The organism is Microbacterium alkaliflavum (assembly GCF_044325405.1).
Classification (GTDB): Bacteria; Actinomycetota; Actinomycetes; order Actinomycetales; family Microbacteriaceae; genus Microbacterium; species Microbacterium alkaliflavum.
On sequence record NZ_JBIQWL010000002.1, the window covers coordinates 35,134 to 55,115 of the forward strand.

Annotated in this window: 16 protein-coding genes and 1 tRNA gene; 12 read left to right on the plus strand and 5 right to left on the minus strand. The window is 71.0% G+C overall.

Going from position 1 to position 19,982, the window contains the following annotated elements:
- The first annotated feature begins 43 nt into the window (after nucleotides 1-43).
- The 3 genes from pdhA to ACH3VR_RS05160 are packed head-to-tail and all read left to right on the plus strand — an operon-like array spanning nucleotide 44 to nucleotide 3,599.
- Nucleotides 44-1,162, plus strand: coding sequence for a pyruvate dehydrogenase (acetyl-transferring) E1 component subunit alpha (gene pdhA, locus ACH3VR_RS05150; RefSeq protein ID WP_396639698.1), 1,119 nt, complete (start codon nucleotides 44-46; stop codon nucleotides 1,160-1,162).
- Entirely contained in the window at nucleotides 1,159-2,172 is a 1,014-nt protein-coding gene (locus ACH3VR_RS05155) for an alpha-ketoacid dehydrogenase subunit beta (RefSeq protein WP_396639699.1), read from the plus strand. Before pdhA ends, ACH3VR_RS05155 begins: the two co-directional genes overlap by 4 nt.
- Nucleotides 2,169-3,599, plus strand: a complete 1,431-nt coding sequence (locus ACH3VR_RS05160; RefSeq protein ID WP_396639700.1) for a dihydrolipoamide acetyltransferase family protein — start codon at nucleotides 2,169-2,171, stop codon at nucleotides 3,597-3,599. Before ACH3VR_RS05155 ends, ACH3VR_RS05160 begins: the two co-directional genes overlap by 4 nt.
- 125 nt (nucleotides 3,600-3,724) lie before the next feature.
- Here ACH3VR_RS05160 and ACH3VR_RS05165 read toward each other — a convergent pair whose 3' ends face one another.
- Entirely contained in the window at nucleotides 3,725-5,506 is a 1,782-nt protein-coding gene (locus ACH3VR_RS05165) for an alkaline phosphatase family protein (RefSeq protein ID WP_396639701.1), read from the minus strand.
- Nucleotides 5,507-5,515: 9 nt separating this feature from the next.
- Complete coding sequence (locus ACH3VR_RS05170) at nucleotides 5,516-6,112, minus strand: SACE_7040 family transcriptional regulator (RefSeq protein WP_396639702.1); 597 nt, start codon at nucleotides 6,110-6,112, stop codon at nucleotides 5,516-5,518.
- Between the two features lie 109 nt (nucleotides 6,113-6,221).
- Here ACH3VR_RS05170 and ACH3VR_RS05175 point away from each other — a divergent pair, with 109 nt between their 5' ends.
- From ACH3VR_RS05175 to ACH3VR_RS05185, 3 genes are read left to right on the plus strand one after another with little or no spacing between them, the layout of a single operon-like run.
- Nucleotides 6,222-7,376 (plus strand): acyl-CoA dehydrogenase family protein, encoded by a 1,155-nt coding sequence (locus ACH3VR_RS05175; RefSeq protein ID WP_396639703.1) that lies wholly within the window; start codon nucleotides 6,222-6,224, stop codon nucleotides 7,374-7,376.
- A 10-nt stretch (nucleotides 7,377-7,386) separates the two neighbouring features.
- Nucleotides 7,387-7,923, plus strand: a complete 537-nt coding sequence (locus ACH3VR_RS05180) for a MaoC family dehydratase (protein WP_396639704.1) — start codon at nucleotides 7,387-7,389, stop codon at nucleotides 7,921-7,923.
- Nucleotides 7,920-8,723 carry an HpcH/HpaI aldolase/citrate lyase family protein gene (locus tag ACH3VR_RS05185; RefSeq protein WP_396639705.1) on the plus strand — a complete coding sequence of 268 codons (804 nt, stop codon included), beginning with the start codon at nucleotides 7,920-7,922 and terminating at the stop codon, nucleotides 8,721-8,723. Before ACH3VR_RS05180 ends, ACH3VR_RS05185 begins: the two co-directional genes overlap by 4 nt.
- Nucleotides 8,724-8,835: 112 nt before the next feature.
- Here ACH3VR_RS05185 and ACH3VR_RS05190 read toward each other — a convergent pair whose 3' ends face one another.
- On the minus strand, nucleotides 8,836-9,441 hold the full coding sequence (locus ACH3VR_RS05190; protein ID WP_396639706.1) for a histidine phosphatase family protein: 606 nt from the start codon (nucleotides 9,439-9,441) through the stop codon (nucleotides 8,836-8,838).
- Nucleotides 9,442-9,468: 27 nt separating this feature from the next.
- Nucleotides 9,469-10,320 (minus strand): Sir2 family NAD-dependent protein deacetylase, encoded by an 852-nt coding sequence (locus ACH3VR_RS05195; protein WP_396639707.1) that lies wholly within the window; start codon nucleotides 10,318-10,320, stop codon nucleotides 9,469-9,471.
- 75 nt (nucleotides 10,321-10,395) lie between these two features.
- Between ACH3VR_RS05195 and ACH3VR_RS05200 the strand changes: the two genes are divergently transcribed.
- The gene (locus tag ACH3VR_RS05200; RefSeq protein ID WP_396639708.1) at nucleotides 10,396-11,202 is read left to right on the plus strand and encodes a TrmH family RNA methyltransferase; all 807 of its coding nucleotides are present in this window, start codon (nucleotides 10,396-10,398) and stop codon (nucleotides 11,200-11,202) included.
- A gap of 327 nt (nucleotides 11,203-11,529) precedes the next feature.
- Here ACH3VR_RS05200 and ACH3VR_RS05205 read toward each other — a convergent pair whose 3' ends face one another.
- Nucleotides 11,530-12,390 (minus strand): SGNH/GDSL hydrolase family protein, encoded by an 861-nt coding sequence (locus ACH3VR_RS05205; protein ID WP_396639709.1) that lies wholly within the window; start codon nucleotides 12,388-12,390, stop codon nucleotides 11,530-11,532.
- A gap of 135 nt (nucleotides 12,391-12,525) precedes the next feature.
- Between ACH3VR_RS05205 and ACH3VR_RS05210 the strand changes: the two genes are divergently transcribed.
- From ACH3VR_RS05210 to ACH3VR_RS05230, 5 genes are all read left to right on the plus strand, one after another.
- The gene (locus ACH3VR_RS05210; protein WP_396639710.1) at nucleotides 12,526-14,409 is read left to right on the plus strand and encodes a DEAD/DEAH box helicase; all 1,884 of its coding nucleotides are present in this window, start codon (nucleotides 12,526-12,528) and stop codon (nucleotides 14,407-14,409) included.
- Between the two features lie 125 nt (nucleotides 14,410-14,534).
- Entirely contained in the window at nucleotides 14,535-17,063 is a 2,529-nt protein-coding gene (locus ACH3VR_RS05215; protein WP_396639711.1) for a rhamnogalacturonan lyase, read from the plus strand.
- 186 nt (nucleotides 17,064-17,249) lie between these two features.
- A complete protein-coding gene (locus ACH3VR_RS05220) occupies nucleotides 17,250-18,338 on the plus strand; it encodes a VIT1/CCC1 transporter family protein (RefSeq protein WP_396639712.1) in 1,089 nt (362 codons plus the stop codon).
- A gap of 72 nt (nucleotides 18,339-18,410) precedes the next feature.
- Nucleotides 18,411-18,495 (plus strand) — tRNA-Leu (locus tag ACH3VR_RS05225).
- Between the two features lie 179 nt (nucleotides 18,496-18,674).
- Entirely contained in the window at nucleotides 18,675-19,976 is a 1,302-nt protein-coding gene (locus tag ACH3VR_RS05230) for a M20/M25/M40 family metallo-hydrolase (protein WP_396639713.1), read from the plus strand.
- Nucleotides 19,977-19,982 lie beyond the last annotated feature (6 nt).

Genomic DNA, 19,982 nt, shown 5'->3' on the forward strand with positions numbered 1-19,982 from the left:
CCGCCTCACGAGGGCGGATCGCCTCGCGAAGGGATGACCGACGATGCACACCCTCACACCACAGACGGATCTCGCGACAGATGTCGACGATGTCGCCCGCCTGCTGAACGAAGACGGCGAGCGCGTCGCCGATCCGGAGCTCGACCGGTGGGTCGCCGACGTCGACGCCGCCGCCCTGCAGCGCCTCTACCGCGACATGACGCTCGTCCGCCGGATCGACACGGAGGGCGTCGCGCTGCAGCGTCAGGGCCAGCTCGGCCTGTGGGCGCCGTGCCAGGGCCAGGAGGGCGTGCAGGTCGGCACCGCGCACGCATTCCGGCGCGACGACTTCGCCTTCCCGAGCTACCGCGAGATCGGCGTGCAGTACGTGCGCGGCGCCAAGCCCGCCGACTTCGTCATCGCCTGGCGCGGCGAGGAGCACTCCACCTACAACCCGTACGACATCAACACCGCGACTCCGCAGATCATCATCGGCGCGCAGAGCCTGCACGCCGTCGGGTACGCGATGGGCATCCAGCGCGACGGCACCGACCAGGTCGCGGCGGCGTACTTCGGCGACGGGGCGTCGAGCCAGGGTGACGTCAACGAGGCGATGATCTTCGCCTCGTCCTTCCGCGCGCCCGTCGTATTCGTGTGCACGAACAACCAGTGGGCGATCTCCGAGCCTGTCACGGTGCAGGCGAAGTTCCCCATCGCCGGGCGCGCGCCGGGATTCGGCATCCCGAGCATGCGCATCGACGGCAACGACGTCCTCGCGAGCCTCGCGGCGATGCGCTGGGCGCTCGACCACGCCCGCAGCGGCAAGGGCCCCGCCTTCATCGAAGCCGTCACGTACCGCATGGGTCCGCACACGACATCGGACGACCCGACGCGCTACCGCCACAAGGAAGAGGTCGAGCGCTGGAAGCGCCGCGACCCGATCAGCCGTGTCGAGGCCCTCCTGCGTTCGCAGAACGAGTTCGGCGACGACTTCCAGGCCGATGTCGCGGCCGACGCCGACCGCCTGGGCGGCGCCGTGCGCGCCGCGGCGCTGGGCGCCGTCTCGCGCCAGCCCATCGGCGTGTTCGACCACGTCTACGAGGAGCCGCACACGGGCCTCGCCGAGCAGCGCGAGCACTTCGCCGCGTACCTGGCCGGATTCGAGCCGGAGGCCGGGCGATGACGCAGCTCACGATGGCCAAGGCCATCAACGAAGGCCTGCGCCGGGCCATGACCGACGACCCGAAGGTGCTCGTCATGGGCGAGGACATCGGCAAGCTCGGCGGCGTCTTCCGCATCACCGACGGCCTTCTCGACGAGTTCGGCGCGCAGCGCATCATCGACACGCCGCTCGCCGAGGCGGGCATCATGGGCACCGCCGTGGGGCTCGCGTTCCGCGGCTACCGGCCCGTCGTCGAGATCCAGTTCGACGGCTTCGTCTATCCCGCCTTCGACCAGATCGTCTGCCAGGTGGCCAAGCTCCACTACCGCACGCGCGGCAACGTCAAGATGCCGATCACGATCCGCATCCCGTGGGCGGGGGGCGTCGGCGCCGCCGAGCACCACTCGGAGTCGCCGGAGGCGTACTTCGTGCACACGTCGGGCCTGCGCGTCGTCGCTGTCTCGAACCCGCAGGACGCCTATGTCATGCTGCGCCAGGCCATCGCCTCGGACGATCCGGTCGTCTTCTTCGAGCCCAAGCGGCTGTACCACTCCAAGGGCGAGGTCGATCTGGGCGTGGACCTCGCCGACGCCCCGCCGATGGGCCTCGCGCGCATCGCGCGGGAGGGCTCGGATGTGACGCTGCTCGCCTACGGCGCACAGGTTCCGGTGGCGATCGATGCCGCGACCGCGGCGGAGGACGACGGCATCTCGATCGAGGTCATCGACCTGCGCTCGATCTCGCCCGTCGACTACCGCACCGTCGCGGCGTCGGTCCGCAAGACGGGCCGGGTCGTCGTGACGCACGAGGCGGCCCGCGAGGCGGGCGTCGGCGCCGAGCTCATCGCGAGCATCACGGAGAAGTGCTTCAACTACCTCGAGGCGGCGCCCGTGCGCGTCACGGGGCACGACATCCCCTATCCGCCCGCCAAGCTCGAGAAGCACCACCTGCCCGACCTCGACCGCATCCTCGACGGCGTCGACCGCGTGCTCGACCGACCGAACAGCCTCTCGGGGGTGAGCGAGCTGTGATCCAGGAGTTCCGACTCCCCGACCTCGGCGAGGGACTTCCCGAGGCCGAGCTCGTGCAATGGCTCGTCGCGGAGGGCGACACGGTCACCCTGAACCAGACGATCGCCGAAGTCGAGACGGCGAAGGCCGTCGTCGAGCTGCCGTCGCCGTTCGCGGGGGTGATCTCGAAGCTGCACGCGCAGGCGGGCGACATCGTCGCGGTCGGCTCCGTGCTCATCGCGTTCGACATCGCGGGAACGGATGCTGCGGCCCCGGCCCCAGCGGCGACCGCGACCGCGACGGCGGCCCCGACCGCCCCCGCAGAGGCTCAGGCACCCGCCGCGCCTGCGCCCGAGGAGAAGGCGCAGCCGAACCTCGTCGGCTACGGCGCCGCACCGCAGTCGGCGGGAAGGCCGCAGCGCCGCGCGCGCGTCGCGGCCGCGTCCACCTCATCGCACGCCTCCGATACGGCCGTGCTCGAGGCGGCGCCGCACGACGTGCTGCACGCGCCCGAGACGATCGAGGCGCCCATCGAGCGCCCCAAGTCGACGCCGCCCGTGCGCAAGCTCGCGAAGGACCTCGGCGTCGACCTCGGCCTCGTCGAGCCGACCGGCGCGGCCGGCGTCATCACGCGCGGCGACGTCGAGGCGTACGCCGATCGGATCGGTGCGGCGGCCGCGGCGCGCGCCGAGCCGCTGGTCGAGACGGTGCCTGCCTCGCCCGCGGAGCTCGCGGGGGAGCACCGCGCAGGGGAGCGCCGCATCCCGATCCGCGGGGTGCGCAAGCACACGGCGGAGGCGATGGTGCGCAGCGCCTTCACGGCTCCGCACGTCACGACGTTCCTCACCGTCGACGTGACGGCCACGACCGAGCTCATCGCGTCGCTCAAGGCCGATCGCTCACTCGCGGGCCACCGCATCGGCATCCTCGCGATCGCCGCGAAGGCCGTGTGCCTCGCGCTGGCCCGCACGCCCGAGCTCAACTCGACCTGGGACGAGGAGCACGGCGAGATCGTCGAGTTCGACTACGTGAACCTCGGCATCGCCGCCGCGACGCAGCGAGGACTCGTCGTGCCGAACATCCGCGACGCCGATTCGCTCACCCTCGTCGAGCTGGCCGACGCGATCGGACAGCTCGCCGAGACGGCGCGGGCGGGCAAGACGGCCCCGGCCGAGATGATGGGCGGCACCTTCTCGATCACGAACGTGGGCGTCTTCGGCGTCGACGCGGGAACGCCGATCCTCAATCCTGGCGAGGCCGGCATCCTCGCGATCGGCGCCGTGCGGCGGCAGCCGTGGGAGCACCACGGCGAGATCGCGCTGCGCGACGTCATGACGCTTGCGGTGTCGTTCGACCACCGGCTCGTCGACGGCGAGCAGGGTTCCCGGTTCCTCGCCGACGTCGGCGCGATCCTCCGCGAGCCCGGCCGAGCGATGCTCATGCGCTGAGGCGGCTCGGCCGCTTTCGGCTCACCCATTTCGGACCGTTTCACCGGATTCGGATCAGGTTCGCTCCCCGGTCCGAATCCGGTGGAATCGTCCTGTTCGGGACCACGGGGCGGGGAGCGTCCGATTCACTCCTTGGGGTAGAACAGCCCGAGTCCGTGGGCCTGCAGGATGCGATACGCGTCTTCGTAGGTCTTCGGCTCGGGCGCCCCGGGCTCGCCGAACCGCGCGAGCAGAAGACCGACGAGCCCACGTCCGGGCGGACTCAGCGGCTTGTCCTTCTGCGCTCCGGTGCCGGGCTCGTCGTCGTCGGGATTCGGCGGCACGTACATCGGCTGCACGACGGGCCACGTGCGGGGGTCGCGCGGGGCGTCGAGGTTCACGATCGAGAAGAGGTCGTTCGCGCCGTCGTCGCGCCGCGTGAGCGGTCGCAGCCCGTGCAGCCGCGACAGGGTCGCGATCACGGCGGCGTGATGCATCTCGTCGTGCACGATCGTGCCGGCCCGCGTGTACGCCGAGACGGCGATCGCGGGCACCCGCACCCCGAGGCGGTCGAACCGGAAGCCCATCTCGCCCGCGGGCGCTTCGAGCTCGGGAGCGGTCGCGGCCGGAGGAGGCACGTGGTCGTACGTGCCGCCGTGCTCGTCGAACGCGATGAGCAGCATCGTGTTCATGGCGTTCGATCCGGTGGTGCTCGCGCTCGCCTTGATCGCGTCGTAGACGCTCGCGACGAGCTTCTCTCCCGCGCGCACGTCGCTCACCGCCGAGTCGACGATCTCCTCGTCGCCGATGTCGCCCTCACGGTAGACGCCGACGGGAGGGTGGAAGTCGTTGTGGTTGTAGACCATCCGCGGCTCGATGAAGGCGTAGGCCGGCAGCGTCCCGTTCTTCGCATCCTCGAAGAAGTGCGACATGTACACGAAGCGGTTGGTCCGCCAGTACTTCTCGAGCACGGGCGCATGCAGCACGCCCGTGAGCGAGACGAGCTGCAACTCGTCGAAGTACACGCGCCAGGAAAGCCCCGCATCCTCGAGCCGGTTGAAGATCGTCGATGCGGGAGACGCGTCGAGCCACTTGGAGTAGCCGGGCCCGCCTTCGTTGGTGACGAAGCCGTGCGAGGTCGAGGCGTGGAAGAACGACCGGTTGCAGTAGGTCTGCGACGGCACGCCCGCGTGCCAGGCATCGAAGACCGCGAACTCGCGTGCCAGGGTCGAGAGGACGGGGAGCTGCTCCGGGGAGAATCCGCCCATGATCTGGGATGCCTCCTCCGCCGACGGCTCCTTGCCCTGACGCAGGCGCGTCACGTTGTTCCAGTAGTCCTGGAGGAAGCCCTCCATCGTCGCCCGGGTGCCTGCGGGCGGGGCGTTGAAGGGCGCCGCCATGCCGGCGACCTGGCTCGTCGCGTTCGACGGCGGCTGGACCGTGCCGAACAGCTGCGTGTTGACGTGCGGATACTCCTCGCCGGGGTCGGGGTTCGGCGACCCCATCACGACGTCGGTCGGGCCGGAGTAGATGTGGGCGGCGATGCGCGTGCCGTCGGGGCCGACGTTCGAGTGGTCGCCGAAGCCGAGCCCGTCGAACGACGCGTCCGCGGGGAGGTTGTCCCGCGTGTAGAGCCAGCCGAGGAAGTTGTCGAACGAGCGGTTCTCGCCCATGAGCACGACGACGTGGTCGAAGCCGGGCTCCTTCCGGGGCGCGAGCGCGCCGTAGTCCTCGGCGCCGGCCTGGTAGCCGATCCCCGCCCCCGCCGCGGCGCCGACGCCGCCGCCCACGATGAGTCCTGCGGCGGCGATGCCCCCGTACTTCAGGAAGTCGCGGCGCGAGCTGTCCGACGCGGGCGAGCCAGAGGGCGGCGGGGTCGCGGCATCCGCGTCGCCGTCTCCGATCGCGTTCGTCTGGTCGCTCGCCATCGCGCCGCCTCAGACCGTGAGCGCAGCCCGCGCCATCGACTCGAGGATGGGTCGCACCGTGCGGTCGCCCGCCGGCTGACGCGTGCCGCGCATGCTGTGCGGTGTCGAGTTGATGAGGCCGAAGCAGGCGTGTGCGCGCACACGCAGGTCGGCGTCGCCGCGCTGCGGGTGGACGCTCGCGAGCACCCGGATCCACAGTTCCACGTACTCGCGCTGGAGGCGTCGCACGCGACTTCGGTCGTCGTCGCTCAGGCTCGCGAGGTCGCGGTCCTGCACGCGGATGACGTCGGCGTCGCGCAGCGCGAAGTCCACGTGGAATGCGATGAGCGCCTGCAGCTGCGCGGACGGATCGTCGTGACGGCTCACGACCTCCTGGCCGCCGGCCAGCAGCCGTTCGCTCACGCCCACGAGGATCGCGCTCAGCAGCGCCTGCTTGTTGGCGAAGTGCCGGTACACGGCGGGGCCGCTCACGCCCACGGATGCACCGAGGTCCTCGAGGCTCACGCCGCTGAAGCCGCGCTCGGCGAAAAGGCGCGCCGCCTCGTGGAGGAGCGCCGCTTGCCGGTCGGCCTTCGCGCGATCGCGCTCGGTCAGGCCGCTTGTCATTTCAGTTAATCCTCGCTAACCTGGATAACCAGTTAGTGCACACTAACCAGTAGCCCCATGTCCCCACAACGGACGTAATGGGATCGTGACGTCGACGGAGATGACACGCATGATTCAGCACGACCTGACCGACGACGAGCTCGAGCTCACGAAGCTCGTCCGCGAGTTCGCCGACGAGGTGGTGGCGCCCCGCTCGTACGAGGCCGACCGCACCAAGACCCTCCCGCTCGACGTCGTCGCGCAGATGGGGGAGCTGGGGCTGTTCGGCCTGCCGTTCCCCGAGGAGCTCGGCGGACAGGGCGGCGACTACTTCGCGCTCTGCCTCGCGATCGAGGGCCTCGGCCGCGTCGACCAGTCCATCGCGATCACGCTGGAGGCGGGGGTGAGCCTCGGTGCGATGCCCGTCTTCCGCTTCGGCACCGACACCCAGAAGCAGGAGCTGCTGCCCGACCTGCTGGCAGGCCGCGCGCTCGCCGGATTCGGCCTGACCGAGCCGGAGGCGGGCTCCGACGCCGGCGCGACACGCACGACCGCGCGCCTCGACGGCGGCGAGTGGGTGATCAACGGGGCGAAGCAGTTCATCACGAACTCGGGAACCGAGATCACGCGCTTCGTGACGGTGACCGCCGTGACCGGCGAGTCGAACGGGCGCAAGGAGATCTCGACGATCATCGTGCCCAACGGCACGCCGGGCTTCACCGTCGAGGCGCCCTACGACAAGGTCGGCTGGCACGCGTCCGACACGCATCCGCTCACGTTCGTCGACGCCCGCGTGCCGGAGGGCAACCTCCTCGGCGAGCGCGGCCGCGGCTTCGCGAACTTCCTGCACACGCTCGACGAAGGGCGCATCGCGATCGCGGCGCTTTCGACCGGTGCGGCGGAGGGATGCCTCGAGGCATCCATCGACTACGCGACGAAGCGCACGGTGTTCGGCGAGCCGCTCTCGCGCCGGCAGAGCATCCAGTTCACGATCGCGCGGATGCAGTCGCGCGTGCACACGGCGCGGCTCGCGTGGCGGCATGCCGCGCGTCTTCGCGACGCGGGCAAGCCGTTCAAGACCGAGGCGGCGATCGCGAAGCTCACGGCGAGCGACGCCGCGATGGACAACGCCCGCGACGCGACGCAGGTCTTCGGCGGGAACGGGTTCATGAACGAGTACCCGGTCGCGCGACACTACCGCGACTCGAAGATCCTCGAGATCGGCGAGGGCACGAGCGAAGTGCAGCTCCTCGTCATCTCGCGCGCCCTCGGGCTCGACGGGTAGCGTGGCGACCGTGGGCGACGGCACGGGCTTCGACGAGACCCACGAGCAGCGTGCCCCCGAGGTGCTGCAGCGCGGGCTGTACTACGAAGAGCTCGAGGTCGGGGTGCGCTACGTGCACCGTCCGGGCCGCACGGCGACCGAGGCGGACAACGTGCTGTTCTCGTCGCTCACGATGAACAGCCAGGCGCTGCACCTCGATGCCGCCTATTCCGCGACGCAGCCGTTCGGCCAGCGCCTCATGAACTCGATGTGGACGCTGGCGACCATGGTCGGGGCATCCGTCTCGCAGATCACGCAGGGGACCCTCGTCGCGCAGCTCGGCCTCACCGACATCGCCTTCCCGGCGCCGCTGTTCCACGGCGACACGCTGTACACCGAGACCGAGATCGTCTCCAAGCGCCGCTCGGGGTCGCGACCGGGGCAAGGCATCGTGACGATGCGGCACACGGGCCGCAATCAGGAGGGCGTGATCGTCGCGACCGCGACACGCGTCGCGCTCATGTGGTGCCGGGATGCCCCACCCGCCCCGACGGAAGGAACTCCGTGACGTTCGACCTCGGTCCCGCCATCCTGTTCTGCCCCGCCGACCGGCCGGAGCGCTATGCGAAGGCCCTCGAGCGGGCCGACGCCGTCATCCTCGATCTGGAGGACGCCGTCGCGCCCGCCGACAAGGCGGCGGCGCGCGGCGCCCTCATTGAGTCCGACCTCGACCCGGCGCGGGTCGTGGTGCGCGTCAACCCGACCGGCTCCGACGCCTACGCGGCCGACCTCGCGACCCTGTCGCAGACGGACTACCGCACGATCATGGTCGCCAAGGCCGAGTCTCCCAAGCGCATCGCCAGGGTCGACCGGCGGTTCGACGTCGTCGCCCTCCTCGAGACGGCGAAGGGCGTTGCGGCTGCGGAGCGCATCGCCGACCTCCCCAATGTCGTCGCCCTCATGTGGGGCGCGGAAGACCTCGTCGCGAGCCTCGGCGGCACGTCCACCCGCAAGCCGAACGGCCGCTATCGCGACATCGCCCGCTACGCACGGGGTCGCACGCTGCTGGCCGCAGGCGCGCGCGGCAAGGCCGCGATCGACGCCGTGCACCTCGACATCGCCGACATCAAGCGCCTCCGGATCGAGGCGACGGATGCCGCGGCGTCGGGGTTCGCCGCGACCGCGTGCATCCATCCGAGCCAGGTCGAGGTCATCCGCGCCGCCTACCGTCCCGACGCCGGCTCGATCGAGTGGGCGAACGGCGTGCTCGAGGCGGCTGCGGGGGAGCGGGGCGTCTTCACGTACGAGGGCCGCATGGTCGACGAGCCCGTGCTGCGCCATGCGCGCGGCATCCTCAAGCGGGCCTGACGACCCCCGATCGACGGACGGGTCGACCCGGGCGTCAGACCGCGACGGGCGTGTACGAGAGCAGACGCAACATCCTCAGGCGAGCCTGACGGCCCCCGATCGACCCGCGCGGTCAGACCGCGACGGGCGTGTAGGAGAGCAGACGCAGCCGCTCGCGCTCGAAGAGCACGGTGTGCGCCGACGCGTTGGCGAGGCGCTCGCCCTCGAGCGGCAGCGTGCCGCCGCTCGCGTGACGGATGACCTCGCGGATGAGCGCGCCGTGCGTGACGACGATGACGGTCGCCGGGGCCGGCGCCGTCGCGCGGCGCACATCCCGCGTCACAAGGGTCAGGCCGTGCAGCGCGCGCTCGCGCAGCGCCTCGCGGGTCTCGGCCTCCGGCACGTCGGTGCCGTGCCAGTCGCCCCAGCGTTCGAAGTACTCGTCGACGTTGAGTCCCTCCGCGACGCCGTAGCCGCGCTCGCGGAGCTCGGGGTACAGCTGCGGTGCGTCCAGGCCCAGCTCGTTCGCGATGATCTCCGACGTCTCGCGGGCGCGTGAGAGGTCGCTCGCCGCGACGAGCGTGGGGACGTCGGGGTTGAGCCGCTCGCGCAGCGTGGCCGCGGCATCCCTCGCCTGCTGACGGCCGGTGTCGTTCAGGGGGACGTCCGTCGAGCCCTGGATGCGTCGGTCACGGTTCCAGTCGGTCTCGCCGTGGCGCACGAGGATGAGGGTCGTCACCGTTCGAGCCTAACCGCGCCCCGAACCTCAGCGCGCCGCGGGCAGCGCCTCGGCGAAGGCGCGCAGCACGTCGCTCGTGCCCGCGTCGATCTTGATCGTGGCGCGGGCGTCGGCGCGCGTCTGGCCGCGATTGACGATGACGACCGGCAGCCGGCGACGGCGCGCGCGCTCGACGAGCCGGATGCCCGAGTTGACGACGAGCGACGAGCCGGCGACCACGAGCGCCTCGCTCGTGTGCACGAGCTGCTCGGCCTCGCGGAACTTCTCGGCCGGGATGAACTCGCCGAAGAACACGACGTCGGGCTTGAGCATCCCGCTGCACACGGTGCACTCCGGGACGACGAAGCCGTCGGTGCTCTCGGGGAGCACATCGCCGTCGGGGCCCAGCGGCACGTTCTCGGGGACCGCGATCCAGGGATTGTCGCTCTCGACGCGCGCAGCGAGGTCGCGGCGGTCGAAGACCTGGCCGCAGTGCGTGCAGAAGACCCGGCGCATCGTGCCGTGGAGCTCGACGACGCGACGGCTCCCCGCGCGCACGTGCAGGCCGTCGACGTTCTGCGTCACGACGCCCGACGCGACGCCGTCGGCTTCGAGGCGGGCGAGCGCGCGGTGCCCGGGGTTCGGCTCGGCCGACGCGAACGCCTTCCACCCGAGGTGGCTGCCGACCCAGTAGCGGCGACGCGACTCCTCGCTCGCGAGGAACGCCTGCGCCGTCATCGGCGTGCGCACGGGTGCGCCCTTGCCGCGGTAGTCGGGGATGCCGGAATCGGTCGAGACCCCCGCGCCGGTGAGCACCGCGATGCGGCGGCCGGCGAGGGTCTGGATGGCGCGCTCGACGACCTCTGTCGTCTGTGCGTCGAACTCGGTCACGAGAGTCATGGCACCCCCTCGGGTCCGAGAGTACGCCCGCCGGTTTTCCGGCATGTTACGGACGCCTCGTGGGATGGTGGACGGATGCAGGCCATCCCGATCGACTCGCCCGACGACGAGCGGCTCGCCGACTACCGGGATCTCACCGACGTCGCGCTGCGCCGCGTGCTCGAGCCCGAGGGCGGCCTGTACATCGCGGAGTCGGCCAAGGTGATCGCCCGTGCCGTGCGCGCGGGACACCGGCCGCGGTCGGTGCTCGTGCAGGAGAAATGGCTCGACGACGTGCGCGACGTGCTGGGCGACGAGCCGGGGGTGCCCGTCTACGTCGTCTCGTCGGAGGTCGCCGAGGGCCTGACCGGGTACGTCGTGCATCGCGGTGCGCTCGCCGCGATGCACCGCCCCGTGCTGCCCTCCGTCGCCGAGGTGGTGGCGCAGGCCCGGCGCGTCGTCGTGCTGGAGGACATCGTCGACCACACGAACGTCGGGGCGATCTTCCGCGGGGCGGCGGGTCTCGGCGCCGACGCCGTGCTCGTCTCGCCGCGGTGCGCCGATCCGCTCTACCGCCGATCGGTGCGCGTCTCGATGGGCACGGTGTTCCAGGTGCCGTGGACGCGCCTTCCGGAGTGGAGCGAGGCGCGCGGCATCCTGCACGACCTCGGCTTCCAGCTCGCGGCCCTGGCGCTCGCCGACGACGCCGTGCCGCTGGACGCCTTCGCCGCGGCCGCGCCGGAGCGGGTCGCGCTGATGCTCGGCGCCGAGGGCGACGGCCTGTCCCGCGGCGCGCTGGCGGCTGCCGACACGGTCGTGACGATCCCGATGGCCGGTGGTGTCGACTCGCTCAACGTCGCCGCCGCCGCGGCCGTCGCGATGTGGGAGCTGCGGGTCGGGTAGGTCCTCCTCGTCCATAGCCCGTGCTCTCGCCGAGCGCCCGCGCTATGAACAGGGCAGAACGTGGGCGCTCGATGGCAGCACGGGCTCTGGGCGGGAGGGATGCCGCGGGCTCAGAGCTGCTCACCGCGCGGGGCCGCGGCATCCCGTCCGTGCGAGTCGAGCTTTTGCGCCCCGGTCGAGCTCTCGGGGGTGAGTCATGCCACCGGGAGGATCGACCCGACGCCCGGAGCTCGACGCGACCCCGCAGGCTCGACTCGCGCTCGGCGTGGCTCGACTCGCGCTCGGCGTGGGCGCTGACTTGCGTCAGCGCGGCGGTGACCGCGGGGCTCAGACCTGCTCACCGCGCGGGGCCGCGGCATCCCGCCCCGGAGCGAGGGTGACGACGGGAAGCGGGTCGGGGCGCTTCGCCGTGACGTTGTCGCCCGAGGACTGGTGCCGCAGGCGCCGGAGCACCCAGGGCACGAGGTACTCGCGCGCCCACACGAGGTCGACCGCGCGGGCCTCGCGCCACGTGCGGTTCGGAAGCGGATCGGGCTGCATGGGCTGGAGGTCGTTCGACACATTGAGGGCGCGCAGCACCATGCGCGCCACCTCGTGGTGGCCGAGCGCGTTGTAGTGCAGGCGGTCGTCGTCGAAGAAGCGCATGTCCTGCACCTCCTTGAGCGCCCACTGGTCGGCGACGATGCAGTCGTACTTGTCGGCGATCGCGCGGATGTTCTCGTTGTAGATCGCGACCTTGCCGCGGATGCCGCGGAACACCGGCGTGAAGTTCGTGTCGATGCCGGTGAACACGACGAGCGTCGCGCCGCCGCCGGTCAGCCGCACGACGGCGTCCTCGAACAGCTGCGCGATGGCGTCGGGATCGCCGTTCGGGCGGATGACGTCGTTGCCGCCGGCCGAGAACGTGATGAGGTCGGGCTTGAGCGCGAGGGCCGGCTCGACCTGCTCCGTGACGATCTGGCCGATGAGGCGACCGCGGATGGCGAGGTTCGCGTACGCGAAGTCGTCGACCTGCTGCGACAGCACCTCGGCGACCCGGTCGGCCCACCCGCGGAACCCGTTCGGCGCATCCGGCTCGGGGTCGCCCACCCCCTCTGTGAAGGAGTCGCCGATCGCGACATAGCGCCGCCACGGGTGCGGTCCGGCATTGGGGACGTACGGAGTGCGGTGATCGTCGCGTCTCGGCATCGGCTTTCCTCGGTTTATGACCTCTCACCAGGCTATCGCCCGGGCAGGCCGCCGGACGCGCGACCCGGGCGTCGGTGGGCTCGTCTAGGGTGGTCAGTCGTTGCGTCGCGGGGCGCATGCGCGGAGGGGAGGCCGATGATCGACGACGTGTCGTTCGCCGAAGCCTCCGAGCTCGACGCGACTTCGTTCGGGCAGGGCGACGACGCTCGCCCGCATCTGGGCAGCTTCGCCGCCGAGCACCTCTCGCCGTCGTATCCGCAGCGGGCGCCGTGGGGCACCGCGCAGCGCCTGCGCGCGTGGCAGGTCGAGGCCCTCGACCGCTACTTCGAGCTCGACGGGCCCGACGGCGTCGGCTCGGGCCCGCGCGACTTCCTCGCCGCCGCGACGCCCGGCGCCGGCAAGACGACGTTCGCCCTCCGGCTCGCGAGCGAGCTGCTCCGTCGCCGCATCGTCGAGCGCATCGTGGTGGTCGCGCCCACCGAGCACCTCAAGACGCAGTGGGCGGATGCTGCGGCCCGCGTCGGCATCCGCCTCGACCCGGCCTTCAGCAACCGCCACTTCGCGCCCGCGCGGCACTACCACGGCGTCGCCGTGACCTACGCGCAGGTCGCGGTGAAGGCATCCGTCCATCAGCGGCTCATCATGGACAAGCGCACCCTCGTGATCCTCGACGAGGTGCATCACGGCGGCGATGCGCTCAGCTGGGGCGAAGCCCTGCGCGAGGCGTACCAGCGGGCGACACGGCGGCTGCTGCTGTCCGGCACGCCGTTCCGCAGCGACACGGCGCCCATCCCGTTCGTCGAGTACCACCCCGATGAGAAGGGCATCCGCCTCTCGCGCACCGACTACGCCTACGGCTACCGGCGCGCGCTCGAAGACGGCGTCGTGCGACCCGTGCTGTTCCTCGTGTACGCGGGGCAGATGCGCTGGCGCACGAAGACTGGCGACGAGATGGAGGCCCAGCTCGGCCAGGACAACACCAAGGACATCACGTCGCAGGCGTGGCGCACGGCGCTCGACCCGGAGGGCGACTGGATCCCCGCCGTGCTCCGATCGGCCGACCGCCGGCTCACCGAGGTGCGCGAGCATGTCCCGGATGCCGGCGGGCTCATCATCGCGACCGACCAGACGGCGGCGCGGGCCTACGCCGCGATCCTCCACGAGATCACCGGCGAGGCGCCGACCGTCGTGCTGTCCGACGAGGCGGAGGCCTCGAGCCGCATCGAGGAGTTCTCGAAGGCCACGAGCCGCTGGATGGTGGCCGTGCGCATGGTGTCGGAGGGCGTCGACGTGCCGCGCCTCTCGGTCGGCGTGTACGCCACGAGCGCCTCGACCCCGCTGTTCTTCGCGCAGGCCATCGGCCGGTTCGTGCGCGCGCGCCGGCGCGGCGAGACCGCGAGCGTCTTCCTCCCGAACGTCCCGCAGCTGCTGGCCCTCGCGAACGAGCTCGAGCGCCAGCGCGACCATGCCCTCGATCGCGACTCCGACTCCGACGACGAGTGGAACGCAGAAGAAGACCTCATGGATGCCGCGGAGCGCGAGGACAAGGCATCCGATGCGCTCACCGAGGAGTTCACGTACCAGGCGCTCGGCTCGCAGGCCCACTTCGACCGCGTCCTGTTCGACGGCAAGGAATTCGGGCAGCTCGCCGTGCCCGGCACGATCGAGGAGGAGGAGTTCCTGGGACTCCCGGGCCTGCTCGAGCCCGAGCACGTGCACGAGCTGCTCATGCAGCGCCAGGCGCGCCAGAGCAGGCATCGCAAGGCCCGCGAGGCGACGGAGACATCCTCTGCGGACGACGCCGCCCCGGCGCCGCCGCAGGCTCTCCACCGCACGCTGAAGGAGCAGCGGCAGCTGCTCAACAGCCTCGTCGGGCTGTACGCCCGCCAATCGGGCGAGGCGCACGGTTCGGTGCACGGAGAGCTGCGGCGCATCTGCGGCGGTCCCGCCGTCGCCCAGGCCACCGTCGCGCAGCTTCAGGCGCGCATCGACGTGCTGCGCAAGCGCGTCCACTCCTGAGGGGGTTGACCCCTCGCGACTGATTCGGGTAGCGTGCCAAGTGCCGCACGGAAAGCGCATTCCTGTCTGAGTGGAACGATTCATGGTTCGCTCGGACGTGTCCCCAGGAAGAGAAGGATTCGACGATGAATCACGGACTCCGTCCGTTCCGTGCGCTCGCCGCAGTGTTCGCTGCGGGATGCCTCGTGGCAGGCTCCGGCTACGCCGCAGCCGCCGCTCCGCCCGACCATGCCGGCCCGTTCGCGAGCGAGGCGACGCCCGACGGCCTGCCTCAGCTCGAGGCGCTCGACCGAGGGCTCGTCGCGGTCTCGACAACCCAGGGCGTGTTCGTCAGCTGGCGCCTGCTCGCGTCCGAGGCGACCGGCTCCACCGCGACCGGCATCGCAGGGCCGGACTTCGTGGTCGCCCGCGACGGGCAGCCGATCGCGACCGTCACCGACAGCACCAATTACGTGGATGCGGCGGGCACGACCTCCTCGCGCTACACCGTGACGCCCGTCGTCGACGGCATCGCGGGGGAGGCGAGCGACGTCGCGGCGCCGAGCGCCACGAACTACCTCACGGTGCCGCTGCGCAAGCCCGCCGACGGCATCACGCCGAAGGGCGAGGCGTACACGTACTCGGCGAACGACGCGAGCGTCGCCGACGTCGACGGCGACGGTGCCTACGAGCTGGTCGTCAAGTGGGACCCGTCGAACTCGAAGGACGTGTCGCAGGTCGGCTACACGGGCGAGGTCTACGTCGACACCTACGAGCTCGACGGCACGCTCCTCAGCCGGATCTCGCTCGGGGTCAACATCCGCGCGGGTGCGCACTACACGCAGTTCCTCGCCTACGACTTCGACGGCGACGGGCGCAGCGAACTCATGATGAAGACCGCGCCCGGCACGAAGACGACCACGTTCAACGCCGACGGCTCGGTGAAGACGGAGTCGTACGTGACGATGCCCGCCGACGACCTCGCCGCCGGGTACACGAACCAGGACGACTACCGGATGAGCAACGCGGACTTCCGCGCGCACCTCGTCCAGACGTTCATGGACTGGCAGGACCGCCCCGAGGTGGCCTCGGGAGAGTGGCCGGCGACGCTCGAGCAGGCCTGGGGCGTCCCGGTCACGCACCAGTACCCGCTTTCCGAGGCCGACGCGACCGAACTGACGAACTACTTCATCGACGTCTACGCTCCGAGCCGAAGCGCGAACAACAGGCTCGGCAACTGGGAGGGGTTCATCGTCGACGGCCCCGAATACCTGACGGTGTTCGACGGTCTGTCCGGCGCCGAGCTGCAGACGGTGCACTACGAGCCGCCGCGCGGCGACGACGGTCTCGTCTGGGGCGACTACGCGCTGCCGCGCATCGAGCCGGCCAACCGCGTCGACCGGTTCCTCTCGGGGGTCGCCTACCTCGACGGCACGCACCCCTCGGCGATCTTCGCCCGTGGCTACTACACACGCACGACGATGGCGGCGTACGACTGGGACGGCACACAGCTGGTCAAGCGCTGGTTCGTCGACAGCGGGCACGTGCCGATGACGAACCCGTTCAACGACACCCCGCACGGGCGTGACGGCACCGACCCCGAGTTCGCGACGATCACGACGCAGGGCGACCACTCGCTCAGCGCCGCCGACGTCGACGGGGACGGAAAGCACGAGATCGTCTACGGCTCCGCGACGATCGACGACGACGGCTCGCTGCTGTACAGCTCGTTCGACACGCTGCCGCCGCAGAGCGCCCAGCCGGGCCAGATCGCCCGCCTCGGGCACGGCGACGCGATGCACGTCACCGACATCGACCCGAATCGTCCCGGACTCGAGATCTTCACGGTGCACGAGGGTGCGACGTCGGCTCCGTACGGGTACGCGCTGCGGGATGCCGCGACCGGCGAAGTCATCTACGGCGAGTACTCCGGGCGCGACACGGGACGCGGGATGATCGGCGACATCGATCCGACGGTGCCCGGCCTCGAGACGTGGGCGACGCGGCTGCGCGCGGCCGACGGCACGGCTCTGGGCACCTCGATGCCCGGCACGAACATGTCGATCCGCTGGTCGGGCGACCTCACGACCCAGATCGTCAACGGCAGCGGCAACGCGACGCCGACCATCGACGACCGCCTCCGCGGGCGTCTGCTCACGGCGACCGATACGCGCACCAACAACGGAACGAAGGGCAACCCCTCGCTCGTCGCAGACATCCTGGGCGACTGGCGCGAAGAGCTCGTGGTGCGCACGACGGACTCTTCCGCGCTGCGGATCTACGTCTCGACCGACGTGACATCGCACAAGCTCGTGACGCTCATGCACGACATCCAGTACCGGAGCGAGATCGCCCGTCAGCAGACGACGTACAACCAGCCGGCGTACACGGGGTGGTATCTCGCGTCGGATATGGACTTCGCGAAGGTCCCGCTGCTGACGGTCGACGCGACGCCGCGTGAGCCCGAGCTGCGCGACCGACCGGGCACCGGCAAGGACGAGGTTCAGGTGCATGCGACCGACGGCGTCGCCTGGTACGTCAACGGCGAGCGCGTGACGGCGCCCAACGGCAAGGTCCGCGTCGACGGCCATGCCGAGGTCGTCGCGGTGCCGACGGCGTGGTACCGGTTCCCGGCCGGCGCCACGACCCGCTGGACGGCCGACTTCACCGGCTGATCCGCGACCGACGACCGCCCCGGCTGCCGTTCCGCTTTCCGTGCGGGCAGCCGGGGCGGTTCCCTGTGCGCGGCGTGCTGGTTCGGGGGCCCGAAATGCTGGCAATCGGGGCTTTTCGCGGATGCCGCGTCTCGGCGCTGACTAGCGTGGAAGCATCCCCCCGCACCGCAGCCTTTGGAGGCTTGTTTGAGCGCGCCCGCCGCACCCACCTCCCGCGACCGACGTCGCTGGGCGCAGTACCTCGTCAACGAGCGCGCCGAAGCGCGCGTCTACCGCGAGCTCGCCGCGCGCCGCGACGGCGAGGAGCGCGAGATCCTCTCGGCGCTCGCCGACGCCGAGGGGCGGCATGAGGCGCACTGGCTCGGACTGCTCGGCGGCGAGCCGCAGCGGCTTCCTCGCCCCGGCTTCAGCACGCGGCTGCTCGGCTGGATGGCGCGACGCTTCGGGTCGATCTTCGTCCTGGCCCTCGCGCAGAACGCGGAGGGGCGCTCACCGTACGACGACGAGCCGTTCGCGACCCCGACGATGGCGGCCGACGAGAAGATCCACCATGAGGTCGTGCGCGGCCTCGCGGCACGCGGCCGGCGCCGGCTGTCGGGCACGTTCCGCGCCGCCGTCTTCGGCGCCAACGACGGCCTCGTCTCGAACCTCGCCCTCGTCATGGGCATCGGCGCGACCGGCGTCTCGGCCCAGTTCGTGCTCTTCAGCGGCGTCGCGGGCCTCCTCGCGGGCGCCCTGTCGATGGGCGCGGGGGAGTTCGTGTCGGTGCGCTCGCAGCGCGAGCTGCTCGAGGCGACCGAGCCCAACGGCTACGCCGATGACGCGCTGCCGCACCTCGACATCGACGCGAACGAGCTCGCGCTCGTGTATCGGACGAGGGGGATGCCGGAGGCCGACGCCCTCGCCCGCGCGCGGCGCGTCGTGGCGGCGGCGCGTTCGCAGAAGGCGCAGACGACGTACACGGGGCCCGTCGAGGTCGTCGACTCCCACGAGGTCATCGGCAGCGCGTGGGGGGCCGCCCTCTCGAGCTTCCTGTTCTTCGCCTCGGGCGCCATCATCCCCGTGCTGCCGTGGATCTTCGGCCTCTCCGGCATCACGGCGGTCGTCGTCGCGCTCATCCTCGTCGGCATCGCCCTGCTGTCCACGGGAGCCGCCGTCGGACTGCTCTCCGGCGGCCCGCCGCTGCGCCGCGCGCTGCGTCAGCTCGCGATCGGATTCGGCGCCGCCGCCGTCACGTACGTGCTCGGTCTGGGCTTCGGCGTCACGATGGGCTGAGCCACGATTCTTCGTCCGGCGCGGAACGTGATAGTGTCGATCTTCGGTTGCGAAACCGAAAATCACCCAGATGCGCGGGTGGCGGAATAGGTAGACGCGCTAGCTTGAGGTGCTAGTGCCCGTATAGGGCGTGGGGGTTCAAGTCCCCCCTCGCGCACAAAATGAAAGACGACTCCCCGGTCACGGGGGGCCGTCTTTCATTTTCTGTTCGAGGTGTCGCTGCGAACGCGCCGGGGGCGGTAGGGACGAATCCCCCTGCGCACAGCATCCCGGCGCCAAGATTCGGCTAACCGTCTGGAAACAGAGTCGTCACGGGCGCCCGGTAGGTTAGTCCGCATGCCCACGCCCGAAACCGACCTTCCCGAGGTCGTGCGGATCGCGCGAGATCTCATCCGGTTCGACACGACCAACCACGGCGGGGGGCGGGCGACGGGGGAGCGCGAGGCCGCCGAGTACGTCGGCGCCTATCTCGAATCGCTGGGCCTCACGCCGCAGCACTACGAGCCGATCCCGCGCCGCACGAACGTCATGGCGCGCGTCGAGGGCCGCGACCGCACGAAGCCCGCGCTCATCCTGCACGGCCACCTCGACGTGGTCCCGGCGATCGCCGACGACTGGAGCGTCGACCCGTTCGGCGGCGAGATCCGCGACGGCATGCTCTGGGGCCGGGGCGCGGTCGACATGAAGGACATGGATGCCATGATCCTCACGTCGGTCGCCGACATCCTCCGTGCGGGGGAGCAGCCCGAACGCGACCTCATCCTCACCTTCTTCGCCGACGAGGAGAACGGCGGCGTCGAGGGCTCGGCCCTCGTCGTCCGCGACCGGCCCGAGTGGTTCGCCGGCGCGACCGAAGCGGTCAGCGAGGTCGGCGGCTACTCGATCACGGCCGACGGCCGCCGCGCCTACCTGCTGCAGGTGGGGGAGAAGGCCCTCGCCTGGATCAAGCTCGTCGCTCGCGGCCGGGCGGGCCACGGCAGCCGTCACCATCCCGACAACGCCGTCACGCGCCTCGCCGAGGCCGTCGCGGCGCTGGGCCGCACCGCGTGGCCCATCAGCCTCACCGGCACGACGCGCGAGCTGCTCGACGGCCTCGCCGCCCTCACCGGCGTCTCGGCCGACGACCCCGATGTTCTCGCGGAGACGACGGGAGCGGCATCCGGATTCATCCGCTCCACGCTGCGGACCACGACCAACCCCACGGGGCTCACGGCGGGCTACAAGCACAACGTCATCCCCGATCGCGCCGAGGCGCTCATCGACGTGCGGGCGCTTCCCGGCACCGAGGCGGCCGTGCTCGCCGAGATCCAGGCGATCGTCGGCGACGACGTCGAGATCGAGGTCGTCCACCAGGACATCGGCCTGGAGGTGCCGTTCGCGGGCGATCTCGTCGACGCCATGGTGGCGGCCCTCGGCCGTCACGACCCCGGCGTTCCCGTCATCCCGTACCTGATGGGCGGAGGCACCGACAACAAGGCGCTGTCGACTCTCGGCATCGCCGGCTACGGATTCGCACCGCTGCGACTGCCGGCCGAACTCGACTTCACCGGCATGTTCCACGGTGTGGACGAACGCGTTCCCCTCGACGCGCTCGTCTTCGGTCAGCAGGTGCTGACCGATCTCATCCGCAGCTACTGAAAGGCG